General features: G+C 72.2%; 14 protein-coding genes and 1 pseudogene. 9 read left to right on the plus strand and 6 right to left on the minus strand.

The genetic code is table 11. The features are described from left to right. The first annotated feature begins 2 nt into the window (after positions 1-2). The 5 genes from AB0F15_RS30825 (at position 3) to AB0F15_RS30845 (ending at position 4409) form a co-directional block, all read left to right on the plus strand. A complete protein-coding gene (locus AB0F15_RS30825; RefSeq protein WP_360277851.1) occupies positions 3-1763 on the plus strand; it encodes an ABC transporter ATP-binding protein in 1761 nt (586 codons plus the stop codon). Then, on the plus strand, positions 1760-2809 hold the full coding sequence (locus AB0F15_RS30830; protein WP_360277854.1) for an alpha/beta hydrolase: 1050 nt from the start codon (positions 1760-1762) through the stop codon (positions 2807-2809). Before AB0F15_RS30825 ends, AB0F15_RS30830 begins: the two co-directional genes overlap by 4 nt. Next, positions 2806-3357 carry a hypothetical protein gene (locus tag AB0F15_RS30835; protein WP_360277857.1) on the plus strand — a complete coding sequence of 184 codons (552 nt, stop codon included), beginning with the start codon at positions 2806-2808 and terminating at the stop codon, positions 3355-3357. The genes AB0F15_RS30830 and AB0F15_RS30835 overlap by 4 nt, the downstream gene beginning before the upstream one ends. Positions 3358-3389: 32 nt before the next feature. After that, positions 3390-4013, plus strand: coding sequence for a response regulator transcription factor (locus AB0F15_RS30840; RefSeq protein ID WP_360277860.1), 624 nt, complete (start codon positions 3390-3392; stop codon positions 4011-4013). A 108-nt stretch (positions 4014-4121) separates the two neighbouring features. Beyond that, positions 4122-4409, plus strand: coding sequence for a hypothetical protein (locus AB0F15_RS30845; protein WP_360277863.1), 288 nt, complete (start codon positions 4122-4124; stop codon positions 4407-4409). Between the two features lie 322 nt (positions 4410-4731). Here the strand turns inward: AB0F15_RS30845 and AB0F15_RS30850 are convergent, their stop codons facing one another. Next, entirely contained in the window at positions 4732-6168 is a 1437-nt protein-coding gene (locus AB0F15_RS30850; RefSeq protein WP_360277866.1) for an NAD(P)/FAD-dependent oxidoreductase, read from the minus strand. 229 nt (positions 6169-6397) lie between these two features. Here AB0F15_RS30850 and AB0F15_RS30855 point away from each other — a divergent pair, with 229 nt between their 5' ends. Continuing rightward, a complete protein-coding gene (locus AB0F15_RS30855) occupies positions 6398-6556 on the plus strand; it encodes a hypothetical protein (protein WP_360277869.1) in 159 nt (52 codons plus the stop codon). A 224-nt stretch (positions 6557-6780) separates the two neighbouring features. On the opposite strand, the gene AB0F15_RS30860 is transcribed toward AB0F15_RS30855, so the two are convergent. The 5 genes from AB0F15_RS30860 to AB0F15_RS30880 form a co-directional block, all read right to left on the minus strand. Next, complete coding sequence (locus tag AB0F15_RS30860; protein WP_360277871.1) at positions 6781-7086, minus strand: hypothetical protein; 306 nt, start codon at positions 7084-7086, stop codon at positions 6781-6783. A 59-nt stretch (positions 7087-7145) separates the two neighbouring features. After that, complete coding sequence (locus tag AB0F15_RS30865) at positions 7146-8762, minus strand: histidine phosphatase family protein (RefSeq protein WP_360277873.1); 1617 nt, start codon at positions 8760-8762, stop codon at positions 7146-7148. Between the two features lie 125 nt (positions 8763-8887). Then, a complete protein-coding gene (locus tag AB0F15_RS30870; RefSeq protein ID WP_360277874.1) occupies positions 8888-9979 on the minus strand; it encodes a helix-turn-helix domain-containing protein in 1092 nt (363 codons plus the stop codon). A gap of 209 nt (positions 9980-10188) precedes the next feature. Then, positions 10189-11196, minus strand: a complete 1008-nt coding sequence (locus tag AB0F15_RS30875; RefSeq protein ID WP_360277877.1) for a LacI family DNA-binding transcriptional regulator — start codon at positions 11194-11196, stop codon at positions 10189-10191. 236 nt (positions 11197-11432) lie between these two features. Beyond that, a complete protein-coding gene (locus tag AB0F15_RS30880) occupies positions 11433-11690 on the minus strand; it encodes a hypothetical protein (RefSeq protein ID WP_360277879.1) in 258 nt (85 codons plus the stop codon). A gap of 306 nt (positions 11691-11996) precedes the next feature. On the opposite strand from AB0F15_RS30880, the gene AB0F15_RS30885 reads away from it, so the two are divergent. The 3 genes and pseudogenes from AB0F15_RS30885 to AB0F15_RS30895 form a co-directional block, all read left to right on the plus strand. Continuing rightward, a complete protein-coding gene (locus AB0F15_RS30885) occupies positions 11997-12305 on the plus strand; it encodes a hypothetical protein (protein WP_360277882.1) in 309 nt (102 codons plus the stop codon). Positions 12306-12332: 27 nt separating this feature from the next. Beyond that, positions 12333-12632 carry a hypothetical protein gene (locus AB0F15_RS30890; RefSeq protein WP_360277884.1) on the plus strand — a complete coding sequence of 100 codons (300 nt, stop codon included), beginning with the start codon at positions 12333-12335 and terminating at the stop codon, positions 12630-12632. Positions 12633-12638: 6 nt separating this feature from the next. Next, positions 12639-12694, plus strand: a pseudogene (locus tag AB0F15_RS30895) (hypothetical protein); the annotation flags it as partial.

Genomic DNA, 12694 nt, shown 5'->3' on the forward strand with positions numbered 1-12694 from the left:
CCGTGCCCATCGAAGAGAAGAGGTCCGGTTCCCGGACCGTCCTGCGCCTGCTGACCCCGTACCGGGGACAGCTGGGCATCGCCGGGATCGTCGGGCTGGCCAGCGCGGTCCTGTCGCTGATCCAGCCGATGGTGGTCGGCAACGTCGTCGGAGCGCTCACCAGCCGGACGCTCGCGGCCGGCACGCTGGTGCTGCTCATTTCCCTGTTCCTCGGCGACATCGTGCTGCGCGTGATCGAGATGTACCTGCTCGGCCGCTGCGGCGCGATGATGGTCCTCGACACCCGGCGCTCGGTCGTGCAGCGGCTGCTGCGGGCCCCGCTGAAGTCCCACCTGGAACGCCAGCGCGGCGACCTGTTCGTCGGCGCGGTCGCCGACACGGACCTGCTGCACGGGTCGCTGATGATGGGGATGATGAACATCGCCGCGAGCCTGGTGCTCGTCGTCGGCGGGATCGCCTTCATGATCTTCATCGACCCGTTGCTCACCCTGGTGACGGTCGCGTGCCTCACGGTGTCCGCGGTGGGGAGCGTCTTCGTCGCGCGCCGGGTGCGCAAGGCGATGGCGCAGAACCGCGAAGCCGTCGGCCGGTTCGGGGGCGCGCTGCAGCGGGCGCTGATCGCGATCGGCACGGTGAAGGTCAGCCGCGCCGAAAACCGTGAGGCCGAACTGGTCATGACCCACGCCGCGGACGCCACCAGCGCCGACATGCGCGCGGTGCGGCTCCAGGCCGCGATGACGCCCCTGGTCAACCTCGGCATCCACGGTTCGTTCGCGGTCGTCTTCACCTTCGGCGCGGCCCGGATCGCCAGCGGCGCACTGAACACCGCCGGGTTCGCCTCCTACCTGCTCTACCTGTTCTACATGCTGACCCCGCTCATCACGCTGTTCACCAGCTTCGCCCAGATCCAGCTGGGCGTGGCCGCGGGACAGCGGGTGGAGGGCCTGCTGGACCTGCCGGACGAGCGCGTCGAGAACCCCGCCACGGAGCCCGCTTTCGCCTCGTCGGTGCTGGAGTACGAGTCGATTTCGTTCGGGTACGCCGAGGGCAAGCCGGTGCTGCAGGACGTCTCGTTCGCCGCGCTCGAACGAGGGCTGACGGCGGTCGTCGGCCCGTCGGGCACGGGAAAGACGACCTTGTTCTCCCTCGCCGCGGGGTTGTGGCGGCCCGAGGGCGGCCGGATCCGGCTGGGCGGGGTCGACCTGCGGTCGGTGGACCTGGCGACGCTGCGCGGCCGGATCGGCTACGTCGAGCAGGACGCTCCCGTCCTCGACGGCACGATCCGGGAGAACGTGCTGTACGCCAACCCCGCCGCGACCGAGGAGCAGATCCGGCACGCCGTCGAGCAGGCCCACCTCGCCGACTGGGTGGACAGCCTCGAGGACGGGCTGGAAACGAAGGTCGGCGAGTCGGGGGCGGCCATCTCCGGCGGCCAGCGGCAGCGGATCGCGATCGCGCGGATGCTGCTGCTCGAACCCGATGTGCTGCTGCTGGACGAAGCCACGTCGCAACTGGACGCCGAAGCCGAACTCGCGCTCCGCAAGGCGGTCGCCGAAGTGGCGCGCTCCCGCGCGGTCGTCGCGGTCGCGCACCGGCTGTCCACTGTGGTCGAAGCCGACCGGATCGTCGTGCTCGACGGCGGCCGCGTCCGGGCGATCGGCGACCACCAGTCGCTCCTGGCGAGTGACGACCTCTACCAGCGGCTGGTGTCGACGCAGCTGCTGCCCGAGCCGGCCGTCGCCGCCGCCGGGAGGAACTCGTGAACCGGCTGGCGCTGAAGTGCGGCCTGACCGCGGCCGCCGGCGTGCTGACCGCCGTCCCCTTCGCGGTCGGCGCCCTCTACGAAGCCAAGCACACCCGCCGGGACGAACGGGAGCTGCCGGGCCTCGGCGAGCTCGTGGACGTCGACGGCCGCCAGGTGCACGTGCGCCGCATGGGTGAGCCGGCGGACGGGCCCACCGTGGTCTTCGAAAGCGGTCTGTCGTCGCCGCTGGAGATGTGGAGCTGGGTGCAGGCGGGCGTCGCCGGGTTCGCGCCGACGATCTCCTACGACCGCGCCGGCATCGGGCGGAGCACCCCCGGGGACCGGCCGCGGACCGCGGAGCGGATCAGCGGCGAGTTCGAGCGGCTGCTGGAGGTGCTCGACGTCCGGGGCCCGCTGGTCCTGGTCGGCCACTCGTACGGCGGCATGCTGCTGCGGGCCTTCGCCCAGCGCCACCCGGACCGGGTCGCGGGCGTCGTGCTGGTCGACGCGGCCCACCCCGAACAGCTCGAACGCTCGGCCCGGCAGCGCCTGGGCCTCCCGCTGATGCGGGCGAGCCTGCGGAGCAGCCGGTTCTGGTCCCGCTACGGGCGCAACCGGCGGCGCGCCGCCGGCGAGGACGGCCAGCTCAACGGTCAGGACAGCCAGCTGGCCGGCTTGGGCGAGCTGGAGCTGAAGACCACCGTCGCGCGCATGCTGACCACCCGGAACTGGGCGGCGTCGGAACACGAGGTCGACGCGTGGCTCGAGCACGTCGTCGACGAGATCCGGGCCACCACCCTGCCCGCCGGCGTGCCGCTGTTCGTGGTGACCGCGGCCGAGACGGCGAAAGCCGACCCCGTGCACGGCGAGCTGCAGCGCGAGCTGGCGGCGCTGTCGGCGACGTCGGTGCAGCAGACCCTGCCCGGGGCCACCCACCTCGGGATGGTGTGCTCGGCCGGGCCCGCCCGAGGCGTGACCGCGGCCGTGCGCGAAGTCGTCGACGCGGCCCGCACGGGCCGGGCCGTGAAACCCGTCGAATTCGAACCACCGGGAGACCAGTCGTGACCATCTCGACCCGAAACCTCACCGCGCGCGGCGCCCGGTACGCCCTCTACGGCGTCCTCGGCAGCTGGCTCGCCGCCACCACCCTCAGCCAGGACCCGACCCGCAAGTTCGACAAGATCCGCAGCTGGGACCCGACCGGCTCGCTGATCCCGGACTGGCGGTTCTTCGCCCCGCGCCCCGGCATGCACGACTACCACCTGCTGATCCGGGACGAGCTGCCCGAAGGCGAGGTGACGCCGTGGAAGGAGTACTGCCAGGTCGAGGAACGCAAGTGGCAGCACTTCTTCTGGTACCCCGGGCGCCGGGCGGAGAAGGTCGTCACCGACGCGGTGTCCGGGCTGATCCAGATGCAGCCGGACCTCAAGGACCGCAAGGAGGACGTGCAGGTTTCGGTGCCCTACCTGACCCTGCTGAACTACGCGACCCACCAGGTGCCCCACCACCCGGAGGCCAAGCGCGTGCAGTTCCTCATCGCGACGTCGGCGGGCTACGACGAATCGGAGGAGCCGATGATGCTCTTCCTGTCGAACCCGCACCCGCTGGCCTGACCGTGGCGGGCGGCGATGGCGTCACGGTGCTCGTGACGGGTTCGTTCAGCGTCTCGGCGGACAACATCCGCTGGCTGCGGGCCAACGCGCCGGAGATCGCCGCGGTGGAGCTGGTCGTGGACCGGGACCAGCTGTGCACCAGAGCGGGCGCCGCCGGGCGGGCGGTGGGGATCGTCGACGCCGCGACCCCGGACCTGACCGCGCTGGCCGAGCGGTTCGGCGCCGTCGCCGCGGGCGGGATCCTCGCGGTGACGGCGAATCCGGCCGAGGACCACGTCGCCGGGCTCTTCACGCGGGGGATCACCGGGGTTGTCCTGACCTCCAGCCCCGCCGAGGAGCTCGTCACGGCCGTCCGCGGAGTGGCTTCCGGACATTGGTTCGCGCCCCCGCGGTACCTGCCCGCGCTCGCGGAAACCGTGGTCCGCAACCCGCGCGGACCCCGGGCCCGGCAGCTGCGCGAGCTGCTCACCGAGCGCGAGCTGGACGTGCTGCTGTTGCTGGCTTCCGGCAGCGCGAACCAGGAGATCGCCGACGTGCTCGGGATTTCGGTGACCACCGTGCGCAGCCACGTCCTGAGCATCCTGCGGAAGCTGAACGCCCCCAACCGGACGGTCGCGGCGATCTGCGCCTACCGGTCGGGACTCGCCGGCGTCTGACCGGGAGCGGTGCTCCACACAATGGTGGATGTCCGCCGTTGCCCGGTGCCGTAGTTTTCCCTCCAGCGATGAGGTTTCCCGATTCGCCCCGTTCAAGGGAGGTTCCTGGTGAACATTGTCGAAACCGCGGTGAACGAGCGGACCGCGATCGGTTCGGAAATCGAAGCGGGCGGCTTCGCGGAAACGGAGCTGACCGTCACGTGCACCCCGGCCGCGGTCGACCTCGTGGGGATCGGCTTCGCCGGAGCCGGTCTCGGTTACCTGGCGGCCAAGGCCTATTACCACTACCACAACGGCCATTTCGAGAACGGCGGTGACGACGCGCGGTTCACGCCGGGTGCCGGGGCCAGTGCCGACGAGCTGATCCGCGCTCGCGGCGACCGCTCGGCGAGCTGACCGGAACCGCAGACGGAATGGCTCGTCCAGGACCGACCGGGTCCGGGACGAGCCATTTCCGGTTTTCCGCGGAAGATCCGTTCCACGGCTGGTTTTTCGGTGACGGTGCTTCCCGCGTTCACCCACGGCTACGGCGGCGGGGTGCGGAAGCTGGATGCCGGGCCCGCGCACCCCTTTGGGGGGCGCACGGGCGCGCGGGCCCGGCAAGACGGCCGTCCGGGGAATCGGCACCGGTCCCGGCCATGGGGAAAGCTTATTGCCGGCTGGCTCGGCGGACCACCGGTGTTTCCCGGAAGCCTTTCCGGCGGAATGCGGATCCCGGTCAGCCCCGGCGTGTGCGGCGGGGGGATGAAAGGTGGCGCAAGGCGCGCGCGGCGGCGTTCGCGCCGCACATGCCGTGCGCGCCCGCGCCGGGCGGCGTCGCGGCCGAGCACAGGTACATGCCCGGGACGCCGACGTCGTAGGGGGAGAGGGTCACGCGCGGGCCGAACACGAGCCGGCGCGGGGTCGTGGCGCCGGTGACGACGTCCCCGCCGACGTAGTTGGGGTTGTACACCGCCAGCTGCGTGGCCGAGCGCACCGCCGTGCCCACGATCCGGTCCCGGAAGCCGGGCGCGAACCGTTCGATCCGTTCGACGATGGCCTCGGTGGCGTCGCCGCCGTAGCCGTGCGGCACGTGCGCGTACGTCCACAACGGATGAACGGTGCCCGCCGAGCGGCCCGGGTCGGCCAGGTACTGCTGCCCGACGAGGACGAACGGCCGCTCCGGCAGCCGTCCGGCGTGGATTTCCCGCTCGCCGGCGGCGATCTCGGCGTAGGTTCCTCCCAAGTGGACGGTCCCCGCGCGGCCGACGTCCGGGTTCGCCCACGGCACCCCGCCGTCCACGGCGAAGTCGACCTTGAACGCGCCCGGCCCGTGCCGGTACCGGCGGTACGCGCGCGCGATCCGGGACGGCAACCGGTCGCCGAGGATGTCCGCGACCGCGCCGGGAGCGAGGTCGAACAGGGTGGCGTCGGCGGGCGGCAGCTGGCCCGCCGCGGTGATCCGCACGCCCGTCTCGATCCGGCCGCCGAGGTCGTGCAGCAGCGCCGCCAGCGCGGCGGTGATCGAGCCCGACCCGCCGGCGGCGACCGGCCAGCCGTGCCGGTGCCCGGCCGCGATGATGCCGAGGCCGACGGCCGAGGTCAGCGGGTGGTGCAGCGGCCGGAACGCGTGCGCGGCGATCCCGCCGAACAGCGCCCGCGCCCGCTCGGTGGCGAACAGGCGCGCGAAGGCCGAGCCGGGCAGAAGCGTGGGCAGGCCGAACCGGGCCAGGGTCAGCGGGTGCTTCGGGAACCGCAGCAGCGGGCCCATGATGTCCTCGGCCACCGCGTCGAACCGCGCGGCCGGACGGCCGAAGGCACGCCGCCAGCGCACGCCGTCGGGACCCAGCCCGGCTTCGGTGTCGGCGATCGACCGGTGCAGCAGGGCCGCGTCGCCGCCGTCGAGCGGGTGCGCGCAGTCGATTTCCGGCCACGCCCAGGACAGCCCGTAGGCGTCGAGGCCCAAGCCGCGCAGGAAGGTGGAGCCGGCGGCCATCGGGTGGAAGGCCGAGCAGTCGTCGTGCAGCAGGCCGGGCAGGATCGCCTCGGTCGACCGGGCGCCCCCGCCGATCCGCCCGGCCGCCTCGAGCACGGTGACCTCGACGCCGGCGCGGGCCAGCGCCACGGCGGCGGCAAGCCCGTTGGGGCCGCTGCCGACCACGATGGCGGTGCTCATGTCTGCTCCCGATCGCCGGGGATCACGGACCCCCAGTGTCCGCGCCAGTGCCCGCCGCCGCCGGGAAGGACGCCGAATCCGGAAGCGGATTCCGCGAACGGCGGAGGGCCGGGGTGGTCGTGAAGGATTTCCCCAACCCGATCGGGTGACCTGGCGCTGCGGGTCCCGCCGGGTGGCCCGCGGTGGTGTGATGGGAGGAACACGCTGAGGCGGGAAGGGAGCGCGGCGAATGAGTACCGGTACGCAGGTGATCGTGGCGGCGGCGGCGATCCTGGTGGTCTCGACCCGGCTGGCGGTCGCGCTCAGCCAGGCCCGCACCGACGCGCGGATCGCGGCCCGCCGCGCCCGCGAAGACCGGCGGGTGCCCGGGCGGTTGCGCCGCGGGTGAGTGGTTGGGGGCGGCGGGGAGGCTGGCGCGTGGCCGGGGGCGCCGGGCAAGTCCGTTGGCGCGTTGTGCCGCGGCTGGGCGGTGGCCCGGGAACTCCGGCCGCAGCCGGGTGCCTGCGCCGCCGGGGGCTCGGTCGGCGGGGGAACCTCGGCAGGTTCCCGCGGGGGCTGACCGGCCGGTGTCCGTCGGGGGTTGGCCGGCGGACACCGGTCGTCGGGCGCTGGTCAGGCCAGGTCGGTGAGTACGCCGATCAGCTGGTGCGCGGCCATGCCCGCGCCGGGTGCGCCCGCGCCGTTCGCGGTGAGCGCGGCCGGCTCCGGGCGGAACCCGATGTCGCGGGTGGCGGTGGCGAGGTGGGCACCCGCGAGGTGGGCCCGCTGCGCCGCCCGCGCGATCAGAGCGAAGCCCACCGCGACGCCTTCCGCCACGTCGACCGTGCAGGAGATCACCGGGCCGGCGTCCACCAGCGCCAGTGGCTCCAGCTCGCCGGCCGCGGGGCTTCCGGCGAGAAACGCCTCCACCTTGTTCATTCCATTACCTCCGAAACAATGGTCCGATTTTCGATCGGGATGACGATCCCGTGGCGATATCAGAACATCGCCTTTGTGGCCGGCGCATCGACCGGATGAAGGAGATGAGCGGAAAGCGCGCGATCCATTGCTTCGCGCAGGGTTCGCCGGTAGCGCCGCACGAACACGAATTCGTCCGCGGGCATCGCCGCGAAGAACCCGAACGCGGCGACCGGGGCCAGCAGCGCCGCACCGTGGCCGAGGGGGCCGGCGAACGCCAGCCACAGGAAGATATTGGGGGTGCACTGGGTGATGTACAGGTCGCGGCCCTCGCCCGCCGGCAGGGCGCGGTGCCGGAGGTACACCAACGCGGCCACGCGCAGCGCGAGCAGCGTCACCGCGACGATCGCCACGGCTTGCAGGAGACCGGTCGCGTCCACCCCGCCGGTGGGCGTCAAGGCGAACGTGACGACTGCGGCCAGCGGCACCAGCACCGCTCCGCCGACCCAGTTCCAGTTGGTGCTGAGCTGTCCGGCGCGGATGGGGCTGCGCCGCCGCAGCAGCTGGGCGGCGAAGGCGGGCAACGCCATGGCGCCCGCCAGTACCGCGAGGTAGCCCGCCACCGCGGCGCCGAGGCCGGGTATCCGGTGCGGGAACCACCCGGCCGCCAGCACCAGGACCGGGAGCACCAGCGTGGCCGTCACCGTCTGCCGGACGGCGGCGAAGTAGTCTCCGCCCCACAACAATGACAGCGCCGGGGTCAGCAGGGCAGGCGGCAGGAGCAGGAACAGCCCGAGCGAGGACACCGGGTTGCCGGCGAACACCCAAGCCAGCGCCAGCCCGGCGCCGACCCGGAGACCGGTGAGAGGAAGCGCTTTCCGGACGCTCGGCCCGAAGCCGCGCAGGACTCCCGGGTGCAGGCGGAGCATGCCGAAGAAGGTGCTCAGCCCCAGCAGAGCCACCACGGCTGCCGTGAACACCGGTGCCGGCAGCCGGACCCGCAGGGCCAGCTGGGCCGCCGCGCCCAGTGCGGCGCCGGCCGCCACCAGCACCGGCAGCCGGATCTCGACGACCTCGCCGAAGTCGTGCACCGCGGACGTCTTCGCCAGGGTGCGGCCGAGGCGCCGCAAGTCCGCTTCGGACAGCGGCCGCGCGTTGGGAATCTTCAGGTCGTGGTAGTCCTCTTCGGCGATGCCCGCCACCACGACCGCGAACATCTCGACCACGTACTTGTGCGCGACGACCAGGACGTTCTTCCCGGCCAGGGAGCGCGGCAGCAGGACCTGCTCGTAGTAGGTGCGGACCCGCTCGTGCAGCAGGCGCCACGACTCGCCGCCGGGCGGGCAACCCGTGCTGCGGTGGAAGTGCCCGGTGTAGGCGCGGAAGCCGATGCTCTTCTTGAGCAGGCTCTTGTTCTGCGCGGTGAACACGCCGAAGTCCCGCTCGACGAGCGCGGCCGATTCGATCAGCTCGAGCCCGCCGTCGAGCCGGCCCGCGATGATTTCCGCCGTGTGCTTCGCCCGGTCCAGCGGCGATACGTGGATTTCGTCGTACCGGACACCGAGTGCGGCGACGCGGTCTCCCGCCTGCCGCGCCTGCCGGACGCCCAGCTCGGTGAGCGGGGTGTTCTGCCTCCCGGCGAAAAGATTCTGTTCGTTCGCCAGCGACTCGCCGTGCCGGACGAAATAGATCGCCATCAACGCCTGCTTCCGGAATCGATGCGGAACGGTCCGCGTTGACCGATCGCCGGTCACCGGACCGGCCTGGGAGCATCGTCGATCGGTTCGCGGCCGGAAACCATCCGCATCGGCCGAAAGGGAAGTCAGGAAACGGCTTCGTCCATGGGCAGCGGCGGCGGCGGTGAAGTCATCGCTTCGTGCGCGGTGAGCGCGGTGCTGAGGACGTGCAGGTGCCGCACCGACGTGGGGTCGTACCCGGTCAGCTGTTCGATCCGCTGCAGCCGGTAGTCCAGCGTGCTGCGGTGGATGATCAGGCCGGCGGCGGCCTTGGACCGGTTGCCGTCGGCCGTCAGGAGCGCGCGCAGGGTTTCCAGCAGGACGTCGTTGCGCGTGATGGGTTCGATCTTGGCGACGAGCAGGTCGGCCACCGATCGCTGGGTCAGGACGGCGTACTCCACCAGCACGTCACCGAGGAGGTAGCACCCGGGCGGCCGCCGGGCCGCCAGTGCCGCGGTGACCACGTCCGTGGCCTCGGCCCGTCCGGCGGGCACCCGGCCGGCCTTCTGCCACGAGACCCCCGCCCAGGTCGCGTCCGGCAGGGAGGCGTGGATGCGGGTGCTGCGGCTCAGTGCGGTTTCCTCGTCACCGGCGGGGATGAGCGCGTACCCGCCGTGTTCGCAGAGCACGGTGAGCACCCCGCCGGCCGGATCGTCGAACTCCGGGACGGCGAACCCGGCGGGCGAAACGGTGCGGAACGCCAGCACCGCATAAGCCTGCGCGAACCGCCCCTGGTCGGTGGCCGCGTCGCCCCGCAGCAACGCCCTCGCGTCCTCCTGCGCCGCCGACCGCGGCGATGCGGGGGTGAGTTCCGTTTCCTGGTAGCCCCGCAGCAGCTCCCGCAGGAGCCGGTTGCACGTCTCGGTGAGCGTCCGCAGCTGCTCGGGGCCGGTGCCGGGGGCCGCCGCCAGGACGGCCATGGTCTCTTCCCCGGCCCGTCCCAGCAGTTCGAGCACCTTGTCCAGCGGCCAGCCGTCGGCGGCGCAGCTGTGGCCCATGGTCCGCGCCGCGGCGACCTTGCGCGCGTCCCACGTGCCGGGCGAACCGGCTTCGACGTCTTCGCACAACAGGGCAACAGCCATGGCGAGCAGATCGTGGGCCTTCTGGCGCTGCGAGGGTGGGACTCGCTCGACGTCGCCGAGCATCCGGGTCCGGATTTCGGCGTGGAGGCCGTTCACCGGAGTGTTCTCTGAACGGACATCGAACGGGAAGTCCCTTCGCCTCAAGGTGTGCGCGTTCGTGCTGGGCGAGCAGCGCCGCCGATCGCAGTGTAAGCGTTGCACCTCCACCTGCGGGAATTCCTCCGCGGAATTCGGGTACCCGGGCGGCGAAGTGCGGAAAAATCCGGAAAACGCGGAGGAAAACACCGCCGGATCCGTGGCCGGATTCAGCCCCCCGCGGATACCGGCCCGGTGGTGCCGCGGGGGACCAGTTCCGTCGGGAACACGACCTCCGACGGCGGGGCCTGCCGCCGCAGCTGGTCCAGCAGCAGCTCGGCCGCGCGTTCCCCCTGGGCGAACACCGGTTGCGCGATCGTCGAAAGATCCAGGGCGGCGGCGAGCTCGTGGTCGTCGAAGCCGATCACCGACACGTCGGCGGGCACGCCGGTCCCGGTGCGGCGCAAGGCACGCAAGGCGCCGAACGCCATCTCGTCGGACAGGGCGAAGACGGCGGTCGGCGGGGCGGCCTGGGCGAGCAGCCGTTCCATCGCCGCCTCGCCGGCGGCCGCGGTGAACCCACCGTCCGCTTCGAGGCCGGGTTCCGGCGCGATCCCCGCTTCCGCCAAGGCGTGCAGGTAGCCGTGGCGGCGGAGCCCCGGGGTGGTGAACCCGTGCGGCGGGGGGTCGGTCTCGCCGATCAGGCCGATGCGGCGGTGGCCGAGCCCGGCCAGGTGCCGCACCGCCTGCGTCGCACCGGCGAAGTCGTCGATGCCCACCGAGGAAAGGCCTTCGGCGGTGCTGCCGACGAGGATCACCGGTACCCGCAGCGCCCGGATCGCGTCGGCTTCCCAGCCGGTCAGCGGCAGGCACAGGACCAGCACCGCGTCGACGCGCCGCCGCACGGGCATCTCGGCGAAGAAGCGCGCCCTGCTCGACGCGTCGGGCACCCCGTACACGACGAGGTCCAGACCGGCTTCGCGCAACACGGCTTCGACCCCGGCGATCACCGTGCCGAAGAACCACCGGGAGACGAAGGGCACCACGATCCCGACCGAGTTCGTGCGGCCCGAAGCCAGGCTGGACGCGTTGAACGGGATCACGTAGTCGAGTTCGGCGGCCGCGCGCTCGACCCGTGCCCTGGTCTCCGCGGTGACCGAAGGCAGCCCGCGCAGCGCGCGCGAGGCGGTGGCCGTGGAAACCCGCGCCTGCTTGGCGACGTCACGGATCGACGGCATGCACACCTCCTCGAGCGCACCGTACCGGCCGGCGGAGCGCGGTGCGCGGCCGAGCGGCGATTCCGCGGAATGCGGACGGACTTCCGAACCCCCGGCGCGGGTCAAGCACACGCGTGCCCGACCTGGGCGCGGGCGTGCCCGGTGGTACGGGCGAGGTCCCGGCGCCCCCACCGCGGACGCGCGAAAACCGGACCGGCGGCAGCCGGCCCGGTTTTCGCCGTCGGTCCGCGGGAAGGTCAGGAGATGCGCTGCGCGCGGGTCTCGAGCAGGTCCGCCAGGCTGAACTTCGCGGCCCCGGCCGCGCCGAAGTCGATGGGCGTGTCGTTCTCGTGGAGCACGCCGTCGCTGCCGCCGGCGATGTTGACCCAGGCGTCGACGGCCTTGTGCGCGATCGCGTGGAACCAGGCCTTGTCGGTGCTGGGCAGGCCCATCTCGAGCGGGGCGATTTCTTCGAGCGCGGGAACCCGGGATTCGATGGTGGCTGCGGTGGTCATGGTTACCTCCACGAAAATGGTGGTCGGGAAGAGACGGTGTGCGGCGAAGGTTAGCGATCGCCGTGCGCCACCACATCCACCGATTGACGGGGCTCATCGGTTCGCCGACCCGTGGCCGCGATTTTCGGGTGACTCAAGGCACAGCGATTACGGGGTTAACAATTATTGAACACGCTTGGCCCGGTGACGTGGTCCGTGCCATCGTGGCGAAGGCGGCCACGGAGCAAATCACCGAATCGGCTGCTCGTCCTCGTGAACAATTGTCTTTCACCATCGTGACGCACGTGCGTCCAAGAAGGGGATCCCATGTTTCCGGCCACCCGTTCCCGCGTTGTCGACCTCGCCAATGGCACCGATTTCGGGAACGCCGACGGCTACCTGGCAGCCGCGGTCGTTCCGACGATGTGCGAAACCGCCGTGCTGGTGGCGGCGGTCGGTGCCGGTGCCGCCGTCGCGGCCTGCGCGGGCTACGTCGCGAACGCCTGGGCCAACAACGTCGGGCACCACCACGGGCACCACGGGCACCGGGACGCCGCGGAGGCCCCGGCGGGCCTCGACGCCGCGGGCGGCTCGCTGGCCGGCCTGATCGACGCCCGTACCGACGTCCTCCGCTGAGCCACCGGAATGTCCCAGGAGATGAACATGACGAATTCGGCAGAATCCCGCGTGGTACTCGCGGCGGCCAATGAACAGTTCGGCACCGGCGGTGGATTCGTCGCCGACCGGCCGATCACCCCGGTTTCCTGCTACGCCGCGGCGGCGACGATTGCGGCGGGGGTCGCGGCGGCTTTCGTGACCGGCGCGGCTCTCGCCGGGGCGGCGCACTACTTCGGGGGTGGCCACCACCATTTCGACCACCCGGCCGGACCCGGCGGTGCGGACATCGAACCCGATTCACTGGACGCCCTGCTCGGCGTCCGGCTGGGCGCGCTCCCGGCGTGAGAACGCGCGCACGACGTCGACGTGGTGGAGGGCCACGGCACCGGCACCACGCTGGGTGACCC

The organism is Amycolatopsis sp. NPDC026612, assembly GCF_040638285.1.
Taxonomy (GTDB): Bacteria; Actinomycetota; Actinomycetes; order Mycobacteriales; family Pseudonocardiaceae; genus Amycolatopsis.